Genomic DNA, 24,494 nt, shown 5'->3' with positions numbered 1-24,494 from the left:
TGGTGGGAAAACAGTGTGCTTAAATATATAAAACTTGAACCAGGGCAAAAGAAGCCTGATCAAAAAAGCCTAGAAGACTTCTACACAGATCTTTCTAAATTGAATGATGCTGCAATCTTGTTGAATCCAGAAACAGTCGTTGTTGATTTTGATGAGTATCCAGAGATTGGGTTTAAGTTATTAGAAAAATATCCAACGTTAGCTTTTGAAACAAATCGTGGATTGCATCTTTACTATAAACGACCGATTCAGATTAATGGTAAGAAAGTTCTTTTACGAAATTGGACCAAGAAACTAACCGTTTCTGGCGCACTCGTGGATTATAAAACAGGAAATAATACCACTGGTACGATCAAACAAAACGGAAAATTAAGAAAAATGTATGGCAACTTGGACATGTTCGATGATCTACCAACTTTACCGTTAGAATTATTGCCTAGTCGTTTAAAAACTGTTTTAACAGGTATGAAGGAAGGATCACGAAACAGTTCGTTATACGCACATCTTTTAACCGTGCGGGAAATGTATGAAATTGATTATGACACCTTGACAAAGATTGCTCATTTCATCAATAAAGAAGTGTATGCCGATCCGCTTCCTGATACGGATATTTCAGGATTAGTGAACTCAGTCAGTGAGAAAGAAATTCGAGAGCAACTGTATTTGGATCCCAAAGATATGATCGCGACTAGTGAATCTCTTGCGGAAGACCTCAGTATTAAATTTTTCAACGGTTCAACTTTCCATAAAGAGAATAATTGCTGGATAAATGATCAAAACAAATTGCTTAGACAAATTGATAAGCGAATTAAATTAAAGCCAAACAATTGGAAGCAGCTGCTAGATTTATTCAAAGTGAAGGGCGAACTCATCGAAACGCATGATTTTCCCATTCAGTTTAGGAACAATTTTATGCTTGATGGGGCAGATATCATTCCGATGGCAACCAAAGAATTCACACCTTATTTCTTAGATGTGGAATATGATCCGGATGCTTATGACAAAACAGTCGATGACTTCTTAGATTTTTTATCTTCAAATAAAAAAGACTTACGAAACATCATCGAAGAAATGCTTGGTCATATTCTAATGACTGTTGGCTTTCCACACAAAGTTTTTTTCTTGGTTGGTTCTTCTGGAGCGAATGGAAAGTCAACGTTTCTTGAAATGTTAAATTCATTCATTGGTGATCTAGGTCTTAACCTTGCATTAGAACAATTTAACGATCAAACATCCGTGATGGAATTGGAGGGGAAATTGGTGAACGTTGGGGACGATATCGATGCTGGGTATATGGAAAAATCAATGAATTTCAAAACCTTGGCTTCTGGAAACACAATCATGGTACGCCCCATCTATTCAAAGCCTTACAAGTTAAAAAATAAAGCAACTTTAATTTTTACAGCAAATGAAATGCCGACGTTTAAAGATAAGTCTGGTGGGATCGCTCGTCGGGTAGTAGTGATTCCTTGTGAGAACAAAGTAACAAAAGCAGATCCTAAAATCGATGAAAAACTATCTTCGGATCAAGCAAAGTCCTATCTATTAAATATTGCACTCAATGCAATGGAACGCATCAATAATAATGGTGGTCAGCTTTCCTCCTCCGAAACCGTCGCGAAGGTGACAGAAGAGTATTTTGTGGAAAGCGATACGATCTTAGGGTTCATCAATCAAGGATCAATCGATGAAAACATGACAACAAAAGCGGTGTACGAAGAATATCTTCGTTTTTGCGAAGAGTCAGGAGCAAAGCCTTACTCACAAACCAAATTTACGCAGCGACTGAAGTCTGTGGGGTATGAGAAAGTGCAGCGCAGAATGATGGGGAAAAAATATCATTACTATAAGTTAACCGAAATAGAATAAAAGCCCTACTTTTTCGAAAAGCCCTACTTTGTCCCTACTTTTTTTCTAAAAGTGGGGCTCATGCAAACCATTGGTACTATTGGCTTTATACATTACTGTCCCTACTAGCCCTACTTTTTTCTTTTACTTATAAAAAAAAGAAAGAATATATTAATAATAATATATATAGTATAAGGGCTAAAAAAGTAGGGCTTCTAGGGCTTTCGAGCTAAACCCATTGTGGCAGTAAAGATAGAGCTGTCCACACTTTGGTTTTCAAAGTAGGGACAAAGTGGGGCTGTCCCCACTTTTTATATAAAAATAATGGTAAAGAAGGTGATTCATCATTTATGACTGGGTCAAAACAATAATTGACATCGATCAAGAGTTAATTGATTTAAAAGTATCTTTGAGACTCAATAAGTATGAGCTTAGTCGATGGAAAAATTATTTAGATGGTGATGATGGCGACCTTGCAAAGCATCAGAAATTTTTGACTGCCTTGCGAAAACAAGCACAATTAAAGGAAGTGATTAGTGAATTGAATCGTCGTATTGAAGAATTAGAAAAAAATCGTGAAGAGATCGTTCAATTGATAGATAAATTCACCGGATTAAATCATCGGATTTTAAAAATGAAGTATGTGGATGGTATGACATTGGAAGCAATTGCTGCAGAAACTGGCTATAACTATCAATATATAAAAAATAAGCATGCCGAACTGATGCGAATCATTAAGTTTAATAGAAAATAAGTTCCGAAGAGGAGGAATCACTTCATGAATGTAGTTGAAATATTTTGGACCAACGTTCTGTGGCATGCAAAAAAATAAAGGTGTCACGCTTACAGAACTGATGAGCGGAAATACAACTACGGTAAAAAACAAAACAGCAAACGTCACTCTGAAGAAAGTACAAGAAATTGCAGAGATTTTAGATATTGATGATTATGCGATTTTGTTTGAACAAGTAGAAGACGAAAAACAAGCAGGAGGTTGATCATGACATTAATAGTTTTAGGATTTTCTGGATTTGTGATTATGATGGCCATTGCGGTGATTGTTGGGAAAAAAATAGACGAGAAGGAAGACGAATTATGAAAAGAATGTTATTAGTTATAGTATTGAGTACGGGTATTTTTGTGTTAGCTGCATGTAATGATGCAGATGTAGCATCTCATAATCTTAGTCAAGATGCGGATAATTTTAAAGGATTACGAAAGGTCACGTTTATTAATACTGTGTCAGATGAAGTGTTATACACTGTTGAAGGAAACTTTTCTATTTCAGCAGACACAGACGATAACCAGCTGGAAATTACAGCAAAGACTGGAGAGGATAAATTTCAAAAACACTTTTTAGGCTTATCGCCCACGACGGTATATATTGTAGAACAAATGGAGTGGCAAGAAACGAATAAGTACAACTTCAAAATTACGATCAAACCTAGTGCATTGGTACCAGAGCTTGATGTTCGGTAAAAATGTACCTTACGTAAGTTACCAAGATAGGACCGACATCTTGATTGATACGTGATATTCTAATATTGTCAAAAAATATAAAAAGACAGCACACTATTTGATGGAGGTGATTCCTCTTTTCAAAATTCGCTAGTGCTGTCTTTTTATTATTTCCATAATCGGTTATCCTTTAAGTATAAATTTATAAAGGAGATTAATGATTATGGGAGAAAAAATTGATGCAATCAAAGGATTTTTATTTGAAAATGTTCTATCTGTTGTTTCTGAACAAGGAAAAGATATTTTAAAAGAAAATGTCGTAACTCTTATAACAAACGAACTTGTAAGACAAGGTGGTGATATTTTGATTGATTATGGAGCTAGTTTGATACCAGGTATAGGTGGAGCTATAACCGAATTTAGAACAAATAAAAAAATTAAAAATTTAGAGGTAATGGTTCAAGCTATTAGCAAAAGAGATGAAGAGCTAAAAGAAAAATTCGAAAAACAAACTTTGAAGAATAAACAAATTTTAGATGAAATTTTTGAAATGGTTATGAGAAAAATTGAATCTACCAGTCAATCGGAAAAAATTGAGTTTATGATCAATGGTTATTCAGAATTCTTAAATTTGGATAATCCATCTTTTGATGTGGCTTATTTATACTTTGATACCCTAGATAAATTGACTATTTTAGATATTTCGGTTCTTAAATTATCTTATAGAGCTAATACACTTGAGGATATTGACGGGTATAGCAATTATGAAGAGTTACTTAAAGCTTTTGATATTAACTACGATCAATATGTTGCAATAAGGGAGAATTTAAATAGATTAGGTCTGATGGAAAATGAGTATGATGATAAGCTTGTTAAAGATATAAATAATCTTCAAGTTGCAATTGATGAAATCAGAGGGTCTACGGAGAGTATCATAAAAGCGTTATCTGGTGCGAGAAATGCTAAAATTAAAACCTTGTCAAATAAAAGTAAAGTTAGACTAAAAGCGAAAGATAGATTGAAAATATCTAAATTTGGCAGAGATTTTATTCGATTTTTTATTATTAATAATCCAAATGAATAATTTTTATCTACCTTAGAGACATTGTGCAAAGGAGTGTGATTTTAAATGGCTGTGAGAGGCCCTACAAGGCAACAGAAACTTTTCGTAGATAATTACCTTAAAAACCGAAAAAAGAACCAGACGCAGGCTGCCATTGAAGCTGGCTATAGTCCTGCATCTGCAAGCTCACAAGCTTATCAACTCCTTCAAAATCCTATAGTTTTAGAATATCTTGAAAAACGAGAAAAGCAGTTGGAAAAGGAATTGAAACGTGAGTTTTTCTTTGATGCTATAGATGCTCGAAAAGTATTATCTGATATTGTCAATAATCCGGAAAGCAAAGATGCAGATCGGATTAATGCAGCGAAAGATTTGCTTGATCGTGCTGGCTACAAAGCAGTTGATGTCCATGAGATCCAATCTACTGTTAACATCAACGCAGACGGATTGACCGATTCTGAACTGGAAGAACGCATTGCCGAGCTTGAAAAGGAATTAGCATCGGCTAGTGATGACGATGGATAAAATACAAAAATACCGTTACTTAAAAGAATTGAAGCAATTAAAACGAGAGAAGTTGTTACGCCAAGCGCGTGATGACTTCTTTTCTTATTGTCAATTACGAATACCGGACCTCTATAAGAGTGACAGGAAATATTTGAAAGATCTTTGCCAGGAGTTTGAGGAATTCATGAAGTCTGATGACGACATCATGCTGCTCAATCTCCCGCCACGTCATGCAAAATCAACGACTGCTGGCCGTTTTGTTGAGTGGGAACTTGGAAAAAATCCCAAATTAAGAGTTGCTACTGGTTCATATAACGAAGATATGGCGACCGATTTTTCAAAAGACGTGAGGGAAAACATCGCTGAAGAAAGAGTAATAGATGATCAAATTGTTTATACGGATATCTTTCCGAAAGCAAAATTGAAACAAGGATCAGCAGCAGCTAAACGTTGGGCGCTACAAGGAAGCAAGCTTTCCTATCTGGCGACATCACCAGGAGGATCCGCAACTGGTAAAGGCTTTGATTTACTCATAGTTGATGACGTAATCAAAGGGATTGTAGAAGCAACTAACGAAAATGAACTACAAAAGCATTGGGACTGGTTCACAAAACAAATGCTTTCTCGTGTTGAAAAAGGCGGAAAAATCATAGTCATTATGACTAGATGGCATTCGAAAGATCTGGCAGGACGTATCATTGATGAAATGCCTGCGATGGGTTATAAGTTACGCGTTGTTATAAAAAAAGCCCTTCTTAACGAAGAAACGCATGAAATGCTTTGCCCAGACATTTTATCTTATGAAGATTTCAAAAAGAAACGTGCGGCAATGGGAACGGCAATCGCAAATGCGAATTATCAACAAGAACCGATTGACCAAAAAGGGCGGCTTTATCAAAAGTTTCAGACATATGATAAATTGCCAGACAACGTCATTAAGATTTGGAACTATACAGATACTGCAGATAAAGGTGCAGACTATTTATCATCTCCTGTATGGGCTGAAACATCTGATCATAAGGCATACCTGTTAGATGTTCTATATACCAAAGAACCAATGGAAATCACCGAAAATGCTCATGCAAATATGATTATCAGAAACAAAGTAAACCACATACGAGTTGAAGGAAATAACGGTGGGCGTGGGTTTAGACGTAACTCTGAGCGATTAGTAAAGGAGCGAGGATATTATGCTGCATTTTATGAAGATTTTCATCAATCTGCAAATAAAGAATCACGTATTTTATCCAATAGTGCATGGGTTGAAAATAATGTGTATTATCCATCGGATTGGTCAACACGCTGGCCAGATTTTTATTTAGCTATGACAACGTATCAGCGCGAGGGGAAAAATGCCCATGACGATGCACCAGATTCGATTACTGGCATTGCTGAAACGATTAATTCAGGAAATCAAATAGAAGCTGTCGATATTTCTACATTAGGATTTAGATAGGGAGTTGAAAGAATGCTGACGTTTAAAGAAGCTCGACAATTATATGAAAGTCATGTGATGAATCGAAGACCGAGATTAAAAAGATTGATGAGGTATTACGAAGGAAAGCATGATATTTTAAACCGGAAAAACCGTAAAGGAAAAAAAGATGCAAAGGTAGTTCATGGATATCCTAGATATATTTCAACAATCGCTACTGGGTATACAGGCAATGTCAATTACTCGAAGATTGAGGAACATGAAAAACTAAAGGAAATATTTGATTACAACAGTGAGTCATCTGTTAATAGTGACTTGCTTTTATTTTTATCTATTTTCGGAGAAGCATATGAGATTGAATGGATCGATGAGGAAGGGAAATATTGTTTTGAAGCATTAGATCCTCAAACAGTTATGGTTATCACAGATGGAAAATTAAGAGAGTCAGTGACAGATGCGATTATTTTTGATGAGGAAGATCAGAAAGGAAATAAAGTAAAAGTAACGATGACTTGTTATGATCAGACTTCTAGGAAAGTGTATTCCTATATTCAATCAGATCGTTCCTTTAATCAAAACAAATCGGAAGCTTCGATAGGTTCTTTTGAAGTGGAAGAGGAAGAAACAGCTCACTTAATGGGACGATGTCCAGTTATTCAAATAAAAAATAATCGCTGGGGGATTGGAGACTTTGAGCCGGTAATTACACAAGTTGATGCCTATAATTTATCTGTATCAAATAGTGTGAATGACTTAACGGATAATACCGATGCTATGATGATTTTTAAAAATTTAATGGCAACAACAAAAAAGGATATCCAAGAGGCGAAAGAGGTCGGCGGTTTTAAAGTTGGACCAGATGGAGATATTTCATGGCTGATAAAAAATGTGAATGATGGGTATTCCGAAAATATAAAAAATCGGCTGGATGCAGATATCCATAAATTATCTTTCATTCCGGATATGTCTGATGAAAATTTTGCGAATAATGCTTCAGGTGTTGCAATTAGATATAAGCTACTAGCATTGGAACAATTAAGGCTTGAGAAAATAAAATGGATGCGTAAAGCTTTATTAACTCGTTTAAAAATGATTAGTATTTTTTTATCTATTCATGGAGAGTCATTTGATCCTTTAGAGATTGGTATTACTTTTAAAGCAAACTTGCCACAGAATTCTCAGGAAATTGCTCAATTTGTTCAACAGTTAATGGGGATAACTTCTAGAGCGACAATGTTGACACAATTAGGTGAAGATATTGTACCAGATGTACAAACAGAACTAAATCGGATTGTGGAAGAAAAAGAAAGTATCGAAGGAAATGGATTTATTCCTGCACCTATCATCGAGGATGTGAACAATGATGAAAACTCTGACTTATTGGCAGAGAAGACTACAGAATCCACTTCATCAAGCTTATAACGAAAATGAACAAGCAACCAGGGCATGGCTTACAGTTTACGAGCAGGCCAAGAAAGATATCGAAGCAGAGCTGTTTCATGCGTATAGTAAGATCAATAAGCCCAAACCATTGATCTCTGATTTTTACCGTTATAATCATCTACAGAAAATTGAGAAACAGATCGAACAATCCATTCTTGAGCTCGGTGCCAAAGAAGATGATTTCACAAAATCAGCCTTACGACATGCGGCTAAGTTGGGGTCTCAAACGGTAAGTAGCGTACTTCAGACCGGTGTTTTAAACAAGTCTGCTATCGATCAGCTCATTAAATATCCATGGGCAGGAGGACATTATTCTGATCGAGTTTGGAAGAATAAAGCTCAATTGATCGCAAGCATGAAATCAGAGTTAACCAGTGGAATCATTCAAGGGAAATCAATCTATCAAGTAGCCAACATGATGGACGCTAGGTTGCAAGTTGGTCGTAGCCAGACACAGCGTCTTGTTCGTACTGAGTACATGCATGCATTAAATCAAGGACAAATTGAAACGTACCGGTTAAATGGATACATAAAACTTCGGTGGGTCGCCACAATGGATGACAAAACTAGCGATATCTGTCGTAAGCGAAATGGCAAAGAGTATTCAATTGATAATTTGCCAGACATTCCAGCGCATCCAAATTGTCGATGTACGCTGGTACCAGTTATCAGTCAAGCAATGATAGATGAAGCGGCAGATGAGATTTTACAAGCAAAGCAGCATCTTAAAACATTATTGGAAGTGAAATAAAGTCTAAAAATTAGGCTTTTTTATTTTGTCTCCCAAGACATAAAATGCGAGAATCGTTTCCCAAAACGTTAAATGCGAGAAGGAGGAATTTAAATGAGAGATATAGAGCTAAAAATGCCAATGCGCCTACAGTATTTTGCATCAAATGAAGAAACGGAAGAAAACTTGCAAAATACTCAAGAGAAAGATCCTGAAATGAATGAGGAAAAATCGGCCGAAAAGCTTCAAAAGCGTTTAGGATCTGAGACTGCACGTAGAAAGGCATTAGAAGAGGAACTTTCAAAAGCGCAAGAAACATTGAAGAGTTACAAAGAAAAAGAAGAACAGGATCGCCAGAGTAAATTGTCAGAACAAGAACTGTTGGATGAGGCAAATAAAAAAGTTCTTAAAGCACAAGAAGAGTTGAAACTATTTAAAGCAGAAGCGGATGTTCGTACATCTTTAAGTGAAGCGAACTTGCCTATTGATTTTGTCCCTGCGCTACTTGTTTCAATTGATGAAGAAATGCAGGCAGAAAACATTGATAAATTTACGAAATATATGCAATCCTATCGAGAATCAATTGTAAATGAAATTATGAAAGATAAGACCCCGCCAAAACCAAAAGAATCTCAAAACGATGGAAAATCGTGGCGTGATCAAGTACGCGAAAACTATAAAAAAGTGAAAGAGAGTGAATAACATGGGTGTTATTTTAGACAGTAAAGATTTAGCAAAATTAGATAAAGAATTTGCGGCAGAATCTCAAGTATGGGAAGTACTAAAAGAAGGAGCTGCGGATATTAGTGAAGCAGATTTTGTAGGGGCGAAAGAAGTACGTGTGAACAAGATGAAGGGCTTTACTGCAACAGATTATAAACGCAACGAAAACAATGCTCGAAATAAGATCGATGTAACGAAAGAGACGGTAAAACTTGAAAAAGAACGTTGGATGGCCTATGACTTAGATGCATTAGATCAAGAGGAAAATGGTTCCTATGATCCTTCTACCGTTTTAGAAGAGCATGTACGTCTTGTAGCTACGCCAGAAAAAGATCGTACAGCGATTGAACGTTTGTTGGAAGCTGCGTTTGCTGAAGCATCCGAGGATGGCTATCAAGGGAAAACGGTGAAAGAAGATATTACAACGGTGAATTCATTATCCGCATTTGATAATGCAGAAGAATATATGACCGATGCTGAAGTGGTGGGACCATTTATTCTATTTGTCTCAAGTGCATACTACAAAGCATTGAAAAACAATGAGAAAGTATCGAAGACTTTTACCACAAATGAAGTAAATATCAGTGGTATTAATCGTAAAGTAGCACAGCTGGATAATGATATTCCAATTCTAAAAGTGGCCAAGGATCGCCTACAAGTGGATGATACGAAGCACATTAACTTTATTTTGGTTCCTATACGTATTGCAGCACCTATTGAAAAATACAATAATGTGACCTTGATTCCAGCTTCTCAAGACCGTGACGGAAACCGAGACACAATTAAAGGAACAAACTATTATGATTTGATTGTATTAGAAAAAGCTCGTCCAGCGATATATGTTTCGTATTCTGATAGCCAAGGAGTAACAGACGAAGTACCTGTGCCCGTAGTTGGTACAATCACTCCAACGGGAGATGGAGCAACGATTGAATTGTCTTAACAGGTGATTGATATGGCAGATAAATTCAGAATCTATCAAGGGGAACAGCTGCTATTAGAGGGTGATTCCCCTTTGACATTTTTAAATAGTCTACGCAATCAAATGGGCTTTTTAGGTCCGTTGAGCGTGAGCCGAGTAAGAGGAACAAAGGAGTCGGAAAAAGTGAGTTTACCAGCATTAGTCGGGAAGAAAATGGTTTGTTTCGGGGATTCGATTACGTATTATGATAGTCACGCAATGCCTAGCACTGTGTTAAAAGAATGGGCAGGAGTTGTGATGCAAGGATATGAAACCTATTTACGTAATGCCCTTGGGGGGACTGTTGAGAATCAAGGAATTGCAGGAAATACAACTGCACAGATTGCAGCACGTAGTAAAGCATTTGATTTTACTGGGTATGAAATGGTGACATTTTATGCAGGTGTAAATGATTTCAATGGAAACATTCCTGTCGGCCAAATAGCCGAGGTTGGTGGAACGTTTGATTTAAAAACGATGGCTGGAAATTATCAATCGATGATTGAAGATGTGGTTACACGGTTTCCAAAAATGAAGATAGGGATTATTTTGCCTTATCAGGTTTGGAATCGTTCAGGTGTTCCAATGCCAGAAACATACATTAACGTAACGAAAGAGATCGCTAAATTATATGCGATTCCCTATATTGATTTGTATAACGAATCGGGAATTAATAAGATTACTCGTTCGGCACTGTTTGTTGATAATGTAGCCGCAGGGCAAAATCAATATCATGTCAATAACTATGGATACAATCTAATCGGTACAAAAATTACAACCTTTGTAAAAGGAATATTAGGAAATTAGACAAGGAGGAAAAAAGATGGCAGATCAATTTCGAGTGTATAAAAAAGCAGATGGCTCAAAAGTAGCAGAAAGTGTTTCACCTGTGAAACTCACAGGGCTTGCTTCTGGAACAACGGTTGCGGAAGGAGATTATCAAGCAACACGTGTTCGAGGAGAAAAAGAATCGAAAAAAGTAGATCTTAAAGGATTTACAACACTAAAATTACCTACAAAACCGACTGTCAAAGTAACGCCTAAAGATAAAGGAATGGACTTTGTGATTACACCATCTCCAACTGCGACAGAAGAAGGTGTAACAGGGTATAAAATCTATACGAAGAAAGCTTCTGAGCCATGGAGTGCTGCAAAATCAGTAACAGTAACAGAATTAACTGGAGGATTTGGAACGATGGAAAATGGCGTGAAATATACGTTTGGTGTAGAAGCAGTGAATGCGAACGGTTCAAGTCCGAGAGTGGATACCACCTTTACTGCTGGTGCTCCTGTAGCGTAGCGTTGTGGATAAAAAGGTTGTGGAAAATGTGGATAAATCCATTTTATCTAAAATCAAAATACGTCTACAGGATTCTGAAGTAACGGTATCTGATGAATTACTATCTGATTTTATTGAGGAAGCAACCGAAGAAGTGTTTGCAGTTACACAACAAACGGCACTCAATCGTTCATTGAAGAAAGTTGTAATAGCTTCTGTTGTGATGAAAGTTCATCGATTAGGAACAGAAGGGATTGCTTCTGAAAGTTATTCAGGTGTATCTACAAGTTATTTGAAAGATTTACCTAGTACGCTTCAATCTGTTCTTTATTCAAATAGTCGTATCGGCTCGTGGGGGGATGATGATGAATCCTCGTAGAAAACGGCAGTCATTTGAGCTGTGGGAAAATCAACCAATGAAATCTCCGTCTGGATCTATAAAAGATAACTGGATAAAGTTGGAAAAATCGATTTTTGTTAGTCTTTATGATCAAAGTGCGCAGAATCAGCTAACATTTGGCAGTTCTGGCGTTCGTATCAAGAAGTATGATTACTTAGGGCTCACCACTGACAAAACGCTTGTAGCGGCTCGTTATCAGCTTAGAAACGACATTGTAAAATTTGCAGTCAAAGGCGTAAATAACGAAGGACGTTTGGCGCAACTGTTTCTGGAGGTGCTGGGAAATGGCTGATACCGGTGACTTTGAAGCAAGTGTGGATAAAGCTGTGGAAAACATACAAGAGTTGCTCATTCGAAACATGGGGCTAGCACTTGATCAAGTAGCAAACACAGCCAAAACAAAAGTTGGGGTTCAATCTGGTGCGTTGCGAGCAGATATCCGTTCATTGGGAATAGAAATCCAAGGAGATGAAATCGTCGGCCATGTAGGGAATACGTTAGAATATGCCCCGTATCACCATCAAGGAACTGGGATTTATGCTATAGAAGGAAACGGTCGAAAAACACCGTGGATATATGAGGACCCAAAAACAGGTAAAAAAATATTTACCCGAGGTTCTAAACCAAATCCATATTTAAAAGATGCTGTTGAGCAGGAACAAGTTACTATCAGTAAACTTCTGGGAGGCGAATAGATGTTACAAGGATATCAAGTAAAATCCTGGATTGAGCAAAATTATCCTGAATTAACAGATAAAGTATATCCTGGATTTACGACGAAAGTAGATGATCTATCTGTTGTATATTTCATCAATACATCTGTTGGTGGATACGTGGGCCAAGACATGCTTGAATTACGAGTGATTGATAAAGACTATGATATAGCGGAAGGATATAAACGAAAATTAATGGAGTGTTTTAGCACGGAAAAGAAAAACCAAGCGATTGTTTTATCGGATATTTCTTTTACAGGTAGTGTCTCTGGTGGGGGTTTTTCTTTTCGAGATGATATCCAGATGTGGGAGTTAACAACATTTTATATTTTGAAAACAAAGGAGCGAATTTAAATGGCTGAAAAACAATTAAGTCCAAATGATATTATTTTAGGTGCAGGTGAATTATATTTATCCGAATTTACAGGAGATAAAGTACCAGAACATGCAACAATCGAAACCGAGACGAACAATGTCGGACATACTTCAGGTGGTGCTGAGTTTTCTTATACACCAACTGTATATGATGTAGAAAATAGTTATGGAAAAGTAGTGAAACGAAAAATTACTAAAACGGAGTGTACGTTTAAATCTGGCATTTTAACATTTGATCCACAAAAGATCGGTTTGTTAACAAATGCGACAATTACAGAGGATAAGGCAAAAGGATTTGTAAAGATTACATTTGGTGCTGACACTCCATTAAAAAATGTATTAGTACGGTTCGTGCATACCAAAGATGACGGAAAGAAAATACGTTTAACGATGATCGCAAATGCAACTAATGGATTTACCATGACTTTCCAAGGCGGTAAAGAAACAGTAGTAGATGCGGAGCTATCAGCTATTGAATATATCAAGAACTTTTTGGCAGAAATTGAAACAGAAATAGAAAAAACGCCTGCAGAACCTAAACCAGGCGGGGTAGGAGCTTAATAAAAGACCAGAGACCAGGAGAATAACTCCTGGCCTTTTTATTGTGCGCTAGGAATGTTGACTAACTACAAGGAGGAAATAATACATGATTGACTTACAAGCATTGATTGAAGAAACAATTGATTTTAAATGGATAGATGGAAAAGAGTTACATGTTCGGCAACCCTCTACTCGTTTTGTAAATAAAGTAGATCGTACGGAAAACACATTAGAAAATGCACAAGAGCTTGTTCTGGAGTTTATTCAAAATAATAAAGAAGATCGAACATTTACAAAAGAAGAAGTTAGTGAATTGAATCGTGCCCAGTTAACAGCTATTTTAATGGCTGTATTGGGATTTGCTCAAAAAGTTGAAAATGACCCAAACTCATAATTCCTGTTCCACAGGATCCTAATGTATTTCAAGCAATTAGCGAGAAATATTTTGCTAAGGAACCATGGGAACAGGAATTTTTGAGTTTTACCAGTGAATTAAAGGCTGTATCTGATTATGCCAACATTCCATTATCAGAGGTATTGAATCTTCCATATAGTGAATATCGTTTGTATTTAAAAGAATCTTGGATTTTTACAATGAAACAATCAGAAGCTGGTCGAAAATTTTTAGCGACATGTTGGCGATTAAAACAGACATCAGCTGACGAAAAAGGAATTAAAGAATACCAGAATCGAGGTGAGTTCTAATGGCAGGTTATATTGAACTAGCGACGTTAAAAGCACCAGTTGTTGCAGATCAGAAAGCATTTAAGCAAGGCATGGAACAAGTAAAGAAACAAGGGAAATCTGTCGCAAATGAGGTAGAAAAACAATTTGCGCAAGCATCTAAGCAAGTTTCTAATGCATGGGATCTTGCTGCAAAGAAGATTCAAAAAGGATTAAAAACTACAGAAGCAGAAACAAAGGAATTAACAAAGTCTGCACAAAATATTTATAAAGAAGGCTTTGGAAAGTCTGTCAACGATGTTGTTCGTGGCTTAATGCAAACAAAACGTGCATTAGGAGATCTAGATTCTGAAAGTATAGAAACTGCAACCAAGCGAGCGTTGGAACTTAGAGATACAATGGGTGTCAAAATGAGTCGTACGCTGAAAATGGCTAAACAAGAAATGAGAATATATGGGTCTACAGCTGATGAAGCATTTGATCGTGTAGAAAAACGATTAAATCAGAATGCGGAAGCTTGGGAGAAGTTAGGAACAAAGGGTGAGAAGCTTTCGACTATAGGTACAGCTTTAACAGCAGGACTAACAGTTCCACTTGTAGGGCTTGCAACAGCATCTGTAAAGACGGCTAGTGATTTTGAAAGTGCAAATGCAAAAATTGTTAGTTCTCTTGGCTTAACCGAGAAACAAAGCGGTGCAACAAAAACTGCTTTGGAAAAAATCTATTCTGATGGTTTTGGAGAAAATATGGAAGATGTTGCGGATTCAATTGTTCAGGTGAAACAACAGCTTTCTAATATTCCAGATGATCAAATTGTGAAGGTAACTGAAAATGCATTGGTTCTTCGCGATACACTAGGGCAAGATATGAATGAGTCTTTGCGTGGTGTCAATTCACTCATGGTCAATTTTGGTATGAGCGCAGATGATGCGATGGATCTATATGTTACCGGGGTACAGTCAGGATTAGATAAGACTGGAGAGCTAGGCGATAATTTGGCTGAATATGGTCAATTGTGGTCTCAAGCAGGTTTTAGCGCAAAAGATATGTTCTCGGTGTTAGAAAATGGATTAAAATCGGGCGCTTATAATTTAGATAAGGTGAATGATTTTGTTAAAGAGTTTACTATTTCTTTAAATGATGGTCGTATTGAAGAAAATTTAAGTCGTTTTTCCGAAGGAACACAAAATATTTTTCATGAATTTAAGGAAGGGAAAAAGACTGCTCAAGATGTGTTTCAATCAGTTATCCATGATTTGGAAAATACGAAAAATCAACAAGAAAAACTTACGTTAGCCTCAACTGTTTGGTCTGCATTAGGTGAAGATAATGCTATGAAAATTATCGAATCCTTAAATGATGTGAATCATACCTATGATGATGTTTCTGGATCTATGGAAAAGGTCAAGGACCAGCAGAATGAAACTTTTGGTACACGTGCAAAATCATTATTCAGAGAAGCTCAAACTGCTTTATTACCATTAGGGGAAACATTGTTAGATTTAGCAGAAAAATATATGCCGGAAATCAGTGAAGCGATAGAGACTTTCTCGGGTAAATTATCATCTATGAGTGACGAAGATATCCAACGAATTTTAAAAATTGGGGGATTCGTTGCGGTTGCAGGACCGACAGTTTCTGCTATTGGTAAAGTCACTCAAGGCATTTCTTCTATAGGCGGTGCATTACGATTAGGCTTACCGCTATTAAGTACCGGTACAAAAGGATTAGGATTATTTGGAGGAGCAGCGAATACTGCGGCTGGAGCTTCTGGAGTTGGAGCGATGACAGGTGCATTAGGTACTGGGGGTTTAGCAGGTGCTCTACCATTAATTGTTGGTACAGGTGGTCTTTTAGCAATTGGAGCTGTTGCATGGAAAACATTTGGTGAAGAAGCCTGGAATTCTTCTCAGAGAGTAAAACAATGGGGCTCTGATATTGGTGAAGAAGCAGACAAAGCGCTGACGAAATTTAAAACATTTTCTGATGATAGTGTTACTGCGATGAAAGAATTTGAAGCAGGTGTGGATGGTAGTGCTAAGAAAGTGTCTGAAGCGTTTGAGGGAATGCAGCAAACGATTGCTGAAACTGCTCGAAATGTCGATAAAGAAATGGAAGAGACAATCAAAAAACTCCCTGAACATTTACAAGAAGTAGCAAAAGAGAATTTAGCCAAGCAAAAGGAATCGAACCAAGCGTTAGTAACAACCACTGGGGATATGACAAAACAAGTAGCAGCTATTTATGAACGGCACAATAATGATGTGACAAAATTCACTGATGAAGAAAAACAGATTGTGCTGAATAATCGCCAGTCGATGATTCAAGCAGAATTAAATCTATTAGATATTTCCGCCAAAGACAAGAAATCAATTATTGCAGGAATGAATGGCGATCTTGCTAAAATGAGTAAAAGCCAAGTTGAAAGCTATTTTGGTAGCATGACAAATGCGTTGCGAGAAACACAAAACCAATATAAAGAACAAGTATCCACAATTAAAGAGGCGCATCAACAAGGCTTAATAAGTGAAGAAGTTTATAATTCTGAAATGAAACAATTGAAAAGTACGAATGCGGCTGTACAACAACAGTATGCGGAAGAAATGATTCGTTTGTGGTCAAAAATGGGAGAAAAGCCAGAAGATTTAAGATATACTTTTAAACAATTTGGCATTGATTATGATGAAGTGGTTAAAAACATGGCTTCTAGCACATCGAAAGCTGCACAAAAGAGTGATCTCTTAGCAGATGCTACAAAAAATATGTCGAATGATATGATTCTGGCAAATGAACAGTGGAATGGCCTTGTGTTTGATTCCAAAACAGGCGAAGTGAAAACCAACCTATCAGACGTTTTAAAGGAAACGGTTAAAACGGAAGACGGCTGGAACAACATGAAATTTATGTTGAAAAATGCAAATTTGAAAACAAACGCACGTGAAGAAGTTGCTATTGCGGTTGGTGAAGCTGGCAAATGGCAAAGTTTGAGTGTAGAAGATAAAAAATTAATTGTTAAAAACGATGAAGCAAAGTTGAAGTTTTTTGATACGATTCAACAATTAAATGCATGGAATTTGTATGCCACAGATCGGAAAGTTCTAGGGGTAGATAATGCAGATGCTGTGTGGAAATTGTTAGATAGTGAAGCGAAGATTAATCGTTGGAACAGCCTTTCTACCGAAGACAAGAAATTATTAGCAAATAATCAAGATTTCTTGGTGAAGATTGCAGGTTCTGAAACAACATTAAATCAATGGAATACTCTACCAGTAAATCAAAAGACGATGTTAGCGAATAATCAGGATTTATTAAATAAAGTGTTTTCTTCTGAAAGCATGTATAACGCATGGTGTGCGTTGCCTGATAATTTGAAACAGATGTTAGGAGATAACACAGACATCGTCAACAAATTAAATTCAGGAGAAATCAAGTTAAATGAATACGATAGAAATAATCCTGCACTAAAACAATTATTAGGTGATTCTTATAATGTACAACAAGCTGCATCAACTGGTGAAGGAGCATTGAATGACTTTAGCCGAAACAATCCAACTGCAAAATTACTGGAAGCGATTGATAATGCTTCAGGACCAGCAAGTGCTGCTTCAAGAGAAGTGGGTGATTTTTGGAGTTTACCAAATGTCATTACTAAGACGTTAAATGTAGTAGGAGACTTTTTGGGATTCGCTAAAGGAAGTTCTGGATTACAAAAAGATCAAGTAGCTATGGTCAATGATCAGCCTGGAAGAACATATGAAGAATTGATTACTTTACCAAATGGTCCTTCATTTATTCCAAAAGGAAGGAATGTTGTGTTGCCTTTACCTAAAGGGACACGTATTGATACGGCTGCAGCAACAGAAAGAATCAAAAGAACATTGCCAAGATATGCTTCTGGTATGGATGGGCTTTACTCAAAAATTCCAATGGACACACGAATTTCTAATCAAGCAGTGACACAAACAAAAATCATTAATCATACGCCACAAATAACGATTAATGAACCACACTGGTACAGAAAAGAAGATTTAAGAAGAACATTAGAAGAAGCAGCATTTCTTCTAAATATGGATGCGAGAGGGGCGATGTAAAATGGATCGTTATTTCGAATGGCAAGAGAAACAGTCTTATCGAGATTTTGGTTTGATTATGACAGGTCCTGTTCATACGATTTCCCCAGAAGAAGATATTGAGTTTCAAACAGTTGATGGGTTAGATGGAGAACTGATTATTGAAAAGAATCGATTTAAAAATACAACAAAGACATACTCGGTTTATATCGATCAAGAGAATATTCAAGAAAGTGTGACCAATCTTTCTAATTGGCTGAAGTCGGAGAAAGGTTGGCATTTTTTGACGGATTCAGAAGAACCTGAGTATGTTTATGAAGCTAAGATTTACGAATCTTACGAGACGGAACAGCGATTAAAAAATTTTGGTTATGCAGAAATTTCGTTTGTGATTAAGCCATACAAGTTTCTGAAAACTGGATTATCTGAACAGGTGTTGGGACAAACAATCAAAAATCCATCCAATCGAAAAGCACGACCTAAACTGATAATAAAAGGCACTGGGAATCTTACTGTACAAATTGGGAGTGAAAAACTTTCTCTTAAGAATGTCGATGGAGGAGTAATTATTGATTGTTTGTATCAAACGGCAACAAATCTTTCTGGAACAAAAGCAGCATGGGATAAAGTGACAAGTTATCCATTGCCAGTTATTCATCCAGGAAAACAAACTGTGCTTACTACAGGAGCGATTTCAGAAGTCAACATTATACCTAGATGGGAGGTATTGGTTGGATGAGTTATCCAATTTTATATCGAGCAGATGAAACCGATTTTTTTCATCTAGGATTAGGTCCGTTGACCAATACTCTTCAAGCAAGAGTTACTGAAGAAAGAAATGGTTGTTTCATTTTAGAAGCCGTTGTTTTTATTGATGAAACCATTTTTCCAATGATAAAAGAAAATCAATTAATCAAAGCAGATGCTGGGCATCGGTTAAAAGAGCAGCGTTTTCGAATCAAACGGATTGTTCCGAAGCATTCTGGGAAAGCAGAAATTTATGCGGAGCATGTAAGTTATCTTACATCAGAGTTGCCTTTAAAGCCAGAAATGGCATTACACACACTTACTGGTCAACAAGCATTAGAAACATGGAAAAATGGTATTATTGGAAACCATCCATTTGAAGTATTTAGTGATATCGAAACACAACATTCTACCAATTGGCGTGTAGATAAAGTGCAACATGCACGTCAAGCATTAGGAGGTGTAGAAGGGTCTCTTTTAGATGTTTGGGGTGGAGAGTATCTTTTTGATAATTATCATCTCTCGCTTTTGAAGAAACGAGGAAAAACAGCGAATACGATGCTTGCTTATGGTCGAAACATTACGGATTTTGAACAAGAAAAAAATATTACGAATACGTATACGTCGATTTATCCTTTTGCGGTTGTTCATGAAGAGAATCAAAATGATCGCATTATAACGATTCCAAGTTATATTGTCGATGCAGAGAATTGGAATAGCTTTCCGAATAGAAAAGTATTACCCGTTGACTTTAGTTCTAAGTTTGAACAAGAGGAAGTGCCAACAAGTGAGAAGTTAGAGAAATTTGCAAAAGAATACATCAAAAACAACGAGATTGGGAAACCAAAGACAGCAATTCGGGTGTCTTTTTTAGATTTATCGAAAACAGCAGATTATCAGGCTGTTGCACCGCTAGAAGAAGTTTCTCTTTGTGATGATGTCACAATTATTTATCCTAAACTAGGTGTGAATGTAGTAGCTAAAGTCGTACGTACAGTTTGGAATGTTCTATCTGATTGTTATGATGAAATCGAAATTGGTGAGAAGCGTTCAGACTTAGGAACAATTTTAAAACAACAAGAGACAACTTTAAAAGAAGTAGTGACTCAAGTTGGGACGATGCTTACATCTGCGGATAACAAGCATTTTATTTTTCATGGTCTATTCGGAACAGATGGTTTAGGACAACCACAAGCTTCTAAAAAGGGAGATATTTGGTTTAAACCAAATGGCACGGATTTAGAAATGTATGTATGGAATGGCACAGTTTGGGAGGATGCATTAAGTGATGCTAAGCTAGAGGAATTACGACGTGCGTTTGAAAAACAAAAGACAGAGTTAGAAACATCGAAACGAGCCATTGCGGAAATGAAGACCAAGGTTGAACAAGCAGTGGAAGAGGCTGGATTTGCTAAAGAGGGATTGACCACGGTTGAAGAAAAAGCGACAGATGCTCTTTCTCAAGCACAAGCAGCAAATAAAAAAGGACAATCGATTCTTCAGGATGTTGATGCACTTCGTAAACAAGTGGTAGATGCCGAAGGGAATATTACGAACTTAGGAGCACAGTATAGCTACTTATCAGAAGGAATCGATACGGTTGTCGCAAGAGCAGATCAGTTAACAGAACAAGTTTCAGAAGCGAAACAAACGGCGGATCGTTTCCAACAACTTTTGACGGAAAAAACAGCCAGTTTGACGACACGTTTAACCAATTCTGAGCAGCGATTGGATGGCTTCAAAACAGAGGTTTTGGAACAGATCCAAGGAGTGACGACGCGTTTGAGTGTTTCTGAACAAACAGTCACTCGTTTTCAAAACAGTCTTTCTGAACAAGTCAATGGGTTAGTGACACGATTAACGGAATCCGAACAGAATACACAAGGGTTTCAACAACGAGTAACGGATCAATTGAAAGGGATCACTTCCACACAAACACAATTATCCGATCAATATACGCGTGTCATTGAAACGATTGGTGGTGTGAGTAGCAGACCGTTTGATTTGAATCCTGGATGGGAAGTAGGATCGATCAATACATCAGGTGAGTCGTTTGATTTTTCCACAACGGTTCGTACGAAAACGTATATTCCCAATACCTCTGGAAGTCCTTTTTATGTAGTCGATGCTTTAGGGAAAGCGCAGAAAGCGACAGCGATCTTTTATGATTCGGGAAGGCGTGTGATCAAGCGTGTTACTGATGGGGTCTATTTTGCGCCGCCAGATGGTGCGAAGTATGTCAAATTTGTGTTAGGACGAAAAAATCGACCAATCGAAGCGATTGAGGAATCCATCATTCAATCCACGAAGGCACAAGTAGCGATGAAGCCCTTACGTACGCAATTGATCCAAACCGCTGATCGGTTCAATCTCACCGTACAAAAAGGAGAGATTATTGCCCAGTTGAACATGGAAGCTGGGAAAACCCTTGTTCAAAACAAGAAAATTTTCTTAGATGCAGAGACCGTTTTGTTTAGTGGGAAAGCATTCATTCCAATGGCAATGATCAAAGATTTGCGCGTGGATGCGGCCACAATATACGGTACGTTAGATGCCTCAAAAGTCCGTACAATCAATCTAGATGCAGCGAATCTTACCAGTGGGTATATCAATAATGCACGTCTACGTTCTCGCTCCATTACTGCCGATAAATTAGCAACGGATGCGATTCAAGTGGGCTTCAATAATTACAGTCAAAATCTAAAAATTGACCCGTATTCATTGAATTTTTACAATGGCACACAGTTAGCTGGAAAACTGACGAGTGAAGGGATGGAATTTTGGTACGGGACAAGGAAAATCGGTCAAATGGGAGAGAATGGTAAAAAGGGCAATGAGAATGTTCGAGGAGTATCTATGGACTTAGAGTATGAGGGGGATTACATCTCATGGTCTTATCGAAAAACTCGAAATGATGATGCGTATACAACGATGCTTATGTTAGATCCGAAAGGAAAATTTACAGGGAAATCAGGCATTCATTTAGATGCCGATGTGTACCTTTCTAGAGTGAAACCTGATGCTAGTGATGCACGAGAATTTTTAACATTTGCGACTGTAAAATACAACAGTTATTCTTATTCGGGATTACTCAATCAAAGTGGAAAAACCGGCATGTTTATGGGAGGCAATTGGTTATATTTCCTACACAATAATCAAGTGATTCCTGTAGAGGAGATAAAAAAGGTGGTTTATGCACTGAAAGGATTAGGAAAGGTATCAATACCGACAAATATAGCGAAAGATGGGACAGTCACTCGATGGACAAACATTACTCTTTAGTGGGAGGAAAAGGAATGAAATTAACCGTACTTCAGCTGTTAGATTTAGAGTCCGGATTGTTTGCGATTGGTGACAAGGAGTTACTGATTGCGACCAGTTTAAAAATTAATCGGGCAATCACTAGTTTGGAGCCAGTGACACACACGATTCGTGAAACCGCACAGCCTCTCTTGAAGTTGGAACATCCCCAACAACAGGAAAAGCTAAACGAATTGTATCAGGAAGAGATGGACGTTGAGCTTCCAATGATCCAACTAGACGAGTTAGAAGCAATCACGATTCAAGCAAATGTGCTTCGACACTTATCACCAATACTAAGCGAAGGAGAAAATTCAGATGAAAATTAAAATGAAAGAAATGAATTATGTATTTAACGAAGAAGGAACTACCGAAGCCATTGAGGTACAATATCAATCATACGAACAAGGCGAACAATTCAATGTGCGTGTGATTGTGACAGAAGGAAATTTTGATGAAATGAATCGTACTCAGGTTGATCAAGCTGCCAAAGCAAAGATTTCTACATGGCTAAAAGAAGAGAAAGAAGTGAACGAAGAGGATGCGCAATAGCGTGTCCTCTTTTTTGGGAGGAAAAGCACATGCATATATTTGGATTGACGGTGACAGAATTTTTAGCTGTTCTGAGTTTTTTTGCAGGTGGCATTTTTGGTTTGATGAAATATTATGATCTGTTTATGGATTTGCGACGAGCCGTAGACGATTTGAATAAAACGATTGCGAGTTTAGAACAGCGTTTTGATAATCATGAGATTCGTCTGACACGGTTGGAAGAACAAAATAAAACGATTTTTAAAAGTATTGGGGGAAGAAAACATGAAAAAGATTAATTGGAAAGTACGGATTAAAAGTAAAACGTTCTGGCTGGCCATGTTGCCGGCTCTTTTTTTACTCATTCAAACGATTGGTGCGCCATTCGGTTATAAATGGGATTTTATTGTTTTGAATCAGCAGTTGGCGGCAATTGTCAATGCGGCGTTTGCCTTTTTGGCGATTCTCGGAGTTGTTTCTGATCCAACGACTGCGGGGATCGGTGATAGCGATCAAGCCATGACGTATGATAAGCCGAAAAAAGACACAATTGATTATGGGGAGAATTTACAGAAACCGTAATGAATAATGACAAAGAGTAGTTAATTGGCTGCTTTTTTATTTAGTCACAATGAGAGGATGAAATCAAATGAGCATTCAATCAGTACACGCTGGACATGGTGGGCGAAAAAATGGAAGCTCTTGGACAGATCCAGGAGCAATCGGTTCTGGTTACAAAGAAGCAGATGTCGCTCGCACGATCACAGCTATGATGGTAAAGAAAACAGGCGTTAAAGATGTCACTGACAATGCAGGAATAACTGCAAATGCGATCGTAAATAACGTTGCGAACAATATTAATAAGTGTGCGGATGGTTGGCAAATCTCCAATCATTTGAATGCCTTCACTGGATCCGCAACAGGAGTAGAGGTTCTTTATGGATCGCTAGATAGCAAACCTACTGCTGCAAAATTGTCAGCGGCGATTGCTAAGGCATTAGGATTAGTCGATCGAGGAGCAAAAGACGGAACTTGGTTAGGAATCGCTCGTAATTCTGGTGTAGGCAAAAAGGTTTTACTTATTGAATGGGGATTTATTGATAATAAGAAAGACATGCAAGCATTGATGGCGAAAATGGAACAAGGAGTAAATGCAGCATTACAAGTATTTGGATATCAGACAAATATTTCTAATTCAAAACTATCTGTATCAGCAAATAATACTGGGATTACAGTTAAAACTAAATATGCGGTTGGATCTACTGTGAAAGTAAAGAAAAGTGCGACACACTATTTTACCGGAGAAAAAATTGCAGATTTTGTGAAAGGGTCATCGTACAAAGTAAAACAGGTAAAAACTGTCAATAAATCACGTTCACAGTATGCATTTTTATTAGATAAAATTAATAGCTGGGTTTTGGGACAAGATTTAGAATCTATTTCATCTTCTAATGCTAGTAAGAGTAATTTGAAAGGTTCTAATCTGCCCAATAGAGGTGCTTACAAGTTTACAGAAAATACAAATATTCGAGCTGCAGCATCGACATCATCAGCTATTGTAGGATCGTATTCTAAAGGTGAGACAGTTAATTATGATTCAAAGGTGGTTGCTGGTGGCTATGTTTGGCTAAGTTGGATTGGTGCGTCAGGTAATCGGAGATATGCAGCGGTAGTATAAAAATATTTT

28 protein-coding genes are annotated in these 24,494 nt (G+C 37.3%); all 28 read left to right on the top strand.

The annotated features are described in order from the left end of the window. The first annotated feature begins 15 nt into the window (after positions 1 to 15). The 28 genes from IGI96_RS05295 (at position 16) to IGI96_RS05160 (ending at position 24,485) form a co-directional block, all read left to right on the top strand. Positions 16 to 1,869: a DNA primase family protein gene (locus IGI96_RS05295; RefSeq protein WP_438784937.1), complete on the top strand. Its 1,854-nt coding sequence runs from the start codon at positions 16 to 18 to the stop codon at positions 1,867 to 1,869. Positions 1,870 to 2,257: 388 nt separating this feature from the next. Continuing rightward, the gene (locus IGI96_RS05290) at positions 2,258 to 2,602 is read left to right on the top strand and encodes a sigma-70 family RNA polymerase sigma factor (protein ID WP_438784936.1); all 345 of its coding nucleotides are present in this window, start codon (positions 2,258 to 2,260) and stop codon (positions 2,600 to 2,602) included. Between the two features lie 64 nt (positions 2,603 to 2,666). Next, positions 2,667 to 2,846, top strand: coding sequence for a hypothetical protein (locus IGI96_RS05285; protein ID WP_438784935.1), 180 nt, complete (start codon positions 2,667 to 2,669; stop codon positions 2,844 to 2,846). 106 nt (positions 2,847 to 2,952) lie between these two features. Further along, complete coding sequence (locus IGI96_RS05280) at positions 2,953 to 3,327, top strand: hypothetical protein (RefSeq protein ID WP_438784934.1); 375 nt, start codon at positions 2,953 to 2,955, stop codon at positions 3,325 to 3,327. Positions 3,328 to 3,529: 202 nt separating this feature from the next. Next, complete coding sequence (locus IGI96_RS05275; protein ID WP_438784933.1) at positions 3,530 to 4,390, top strand: hypothetical protein; 861 nt, start codon at positions 3,530 to 3,532, stop codon at positions 4,388 to 4,390. A gap of 45 nt (positions 4,391 to 4,435) precedes the next feature. Next, positions 4,436 to 4,894 carry a terminase small subunit gene (locus IGI96_RS05270; RefSeq protein ID WP_349701936.1) on the top strand — a complete coding sequence of 153 codons (459 nt, stop codon included), beginning with the start codon at positions 4,436 to 4,438 and terminating at the stop codon, positions 4,892 to 4,894. Next, positions 4,881 to 6,332 (top strand): phage terminase large subunit, encoded by a 1,452-nt coding sequence (terL, locus tag IGI96_RS05265; protein WP_438784932.1) that lies wholly within the window; start codon positions 4,881 to 4,883, stop codon positions 6,330 to 6,332. Before IGI96_RS05270 ends, terL begins: the two co-directional genes overlap by 14 nt. A 12-nt stretch (positions 6,333 to 6,344) precedes the next feature. Next, positions 6,345 to 7,733: a phage portal protein gene (locus IGI96_RS05260; protein ID WP_438784931.1), complete on the top strand. Its 1,389-nt coding sequence runs from the start codon at positions 6,345 to 6,347 to the stop codon at positions 7,731 to 7,733. After that, positions 7,672 to 8,505, top strand: coding sequence for a minor capsid protein (locus IGI96_RS05255; RefSeq protein WP_438784930.1), 834 nt, complete (start codon positions 7,672 to 7,674; stop codon positions 8,503 to 8,505). The genes IGI96_RS05260 and IGI96_RS05255 overlap by 62 nt, the downstream gene beginning before the upstream one ends. Before the next feature lie 93 nt (positions 8,506 to 8,598). Further along, on the top strand, positions 8,599 to 9,186 hold the full coding sequence (locus IGI96_RS05250; RefSeq protein ID WP_438784929.1) for a capsid assembly scaffolding protein Gp46 family protein: 588 nt from the start codon (positions 8,599 to 8,601) through the stop codon (positions 9,184 to 9,186). 1 nt (position 9,187) lies between these two features. Further along, complete coding sequence (locus IGI96_RS05245; RefSeq protein ID WP_438784928.1) at positions 9,188 to 10,150, top strand: capsid protein; 963 nt, start codon at positions 9,188 to 9,190, stop codon at positions 10,148 to 10,150. A 12-nt stretch (positions 10,151 to 10,162) separates the two neighbouring features. Next, entirely contained in the window at positions 10,163 to 10,975 is an 813-nt protein-coding gene (locus IGI96_RS05240; protein ID WP_438784927.1) for an SGNH/GDSL hydrolase family protein, read from the top strand. 16 nt (positions 10,976 to 10,991) lie between these two features. Then, entirely contained in the window at positions 10,992 to 11,468 is a 477-nt protein-coding gene (locus IGI96_RS05235) for a hypothetical protein (protein WP_438784926.1), read from the top strand. Between the two features lie 4 nt (positions 11,469 to 11,472). After that, positions 11,473 to 11,826 (top strand): phage head-tail connector protein, encoded by a 354-nt coding sequence (locus tag IGI96_RS05230; protein ID WP_438784925.1) that lies wholly within the window; start codon positions 11,473 to 11,475, stop codon positions 11,824 to 11,826. Next, the gene (locus tag IGI96_RS05225; RefSeq protein WP_438784924.1) at positions 11,813 to 12,139 is read left to right on the top strand and encodes a hypothetical protein; all 327 of its coding nucleotides are present in this window, start codon (positions 11,813 to 11,815) and stop codon (positions 12,137 to 12,139) included. Before IGI96_RS05230 ends, IGI96_RS05225 begins: the two co-directional genes overlap by 14 nt. Then, positions 12,132 to 12,542 carry a hypothetical protein gene (locus IGI96_RS05220; RefSeq protein WP_438784923.1) on the top strand — a complete coding sequence of 137 codons (411 nt, stop codon included), beginning with the start codon at positions 12,132 to 12,134 and terminating at the stop codon, positions 12,540 to 12,542. The genes IGI96_RS05225 and IGI96_RS05220 overlap by 8 nt, the downstream gene beginning before the upstream one ends. Further along, positions 12,543 to 12,914 carry a hypothetical protein gene (locus tag IGI96_RS05215; RefSeq protein WP_438784922.1) on the top strand — a complete coding sequence of 124 codons (372 nt, stop codon included), beginning with the start codon at positions 12,543 to 12,545 and terminating at the stop codon, positions 12,912 to 12,914. After that, entirely contained in the window at positions 12,915 to 13,496 is a 582-nt protein-coding gene (locus IGI96_RS05210) for a hypothetical protein (protein ID WP_438784920.1), read from the top strand. A gap of 85 nt (positions 13,497 to 13,581) precedes the next feature. Then, positions 13,582 to 13,869, top strand: coding sequence for a hypothetical protein (locus IGI96_RS05205; protein WP_438784919.1), 288 nt, complete (start codon positions 13,582 to 13,584; stop codon positions 13,867 to 13,869). 80 nt (positions 13,870 to 13,949) lie between these two features. After that, a complete protein-coding gene (locus IGI96_RS05200; RefSeq protein ID WP_438784918.1) occupies positions 13,950 to 14,180 on the top strand; it encodes a hypothetical protein in 231 nt (76 codons plus the stop codon). Then, complete coding sequence (locus IGI96_RS05195) at positions 14,180 to 18,250, top strand: phage tail tape measure protein (RefSeq protein ID WP_438784917.1); 4,071 nt, start codon at positions 14,180 to 14,182, stop codon at positions 18,248 to 18,250. Before IGI96_RS05200 ends, IGI96_RS05195 begins: the two co-directional genes overlap by 1 nt. A gap of 1 nt (position 18,251) precedes the next feature. Further along, entirely contained in the window at positions 18,252 to 18,968 is a 717-nt protein-coding gene (locus IGI96_RS05190) for a hypothetical protein (RefSeq protein WP_438784916.1), read from the top strand. Next, positions 18,965 to 22,258, top strand: a complete 3,294-nt coding sequence (locus IGI96_RS05185; RefSeq protein WP_438784915.1) for a phage tail spike protein — start codon at positions 18,965 to 18,967, stop codon at positions 22,256 to 22,258. The genes IGI96_RS05190 and IGI96_RS05185 overlap by 4 nt, the downstream gene beginning before the upstream one ends. Positions 22,259 to 22,272: 14 nt before the next feature. Next, positions 22,273 to 22,605, top strand: a complete 333-nt coding sequence (locus tag IGI96_RS05180; protein WP_438784914.1) for a hypothetical protein — start codon at positions 22,273 to 22,275, stop codon at positions 22,603 to 22,605. Continuing rightward, the gene (locus IGI96_RS05175) at positions 22,595 to 22,828 is read left to right on the top strand and encodes a hypothetical protein (protein ID WP_077452176.1); all 234 of its coding nucleotides are present in this window, start codon (positions 22,595 to 22,597) and stop codon (positions 22,826 to 22,828) included. Before IGI96_RS05180 ends, IGI96_RS05175 begins: the two co-directional genes overlap by 11 nt. Positions 22,829 to 22,857: 29 nt before the next feature. Then, positions 22,858 to 23,106: a hypothetical protein gene (locus IGI96_RS05170; protein ID WP_438784913.1), complete on the top strand. Its 249-nt coding sequence runs from the start codon at positions 22,858 to 22,860 to the stop codon at positions 23,104 to 23,106. Beyond that, positions 23,093 to 23,389: a phage holin gene (locus IGI96_RS05165; protein WP_438784912.1), complete on the top strand. Its 297-nt coding sequence runs from the start codon at positions 23,093 to 23,095 to the stop codon at positions 23,387 to 23,389. Before IGI96_RS05170 ends, IGI96_RS05165 begins: the two co-directional genes overlap by 14 nt. 67 nt (positions 23,390 to 23,456) lie before the next feature. Then, a complete protein-coding gene (locus IGI96_RS05160; RefSeq protein ID WP_438784911.1) occupies positions 23,457 to 24,485 on the top strand; it encodes an N-acetylmuramoyl-L-alanine amidase in 1,029 nt (342 codons plus the stop codon). Positions 24,486 to 24,494: the final 9 nt, after the last annotated feature.

This window comes from Enterococcus sp. DIV0421, assembly GCF_051713745.1.
GTDB lineage: Bacteria > Bacillota > Bacilli > Lactobacillales > Enterococcaceae > Enterococcus_D > Enterococcus_D casseliflavus.
The sequence above is the reverse complement of the archived record's forward strand: the minus strand, read 5'-3'. Positions and strand labels throughout refer to the sequence as shown.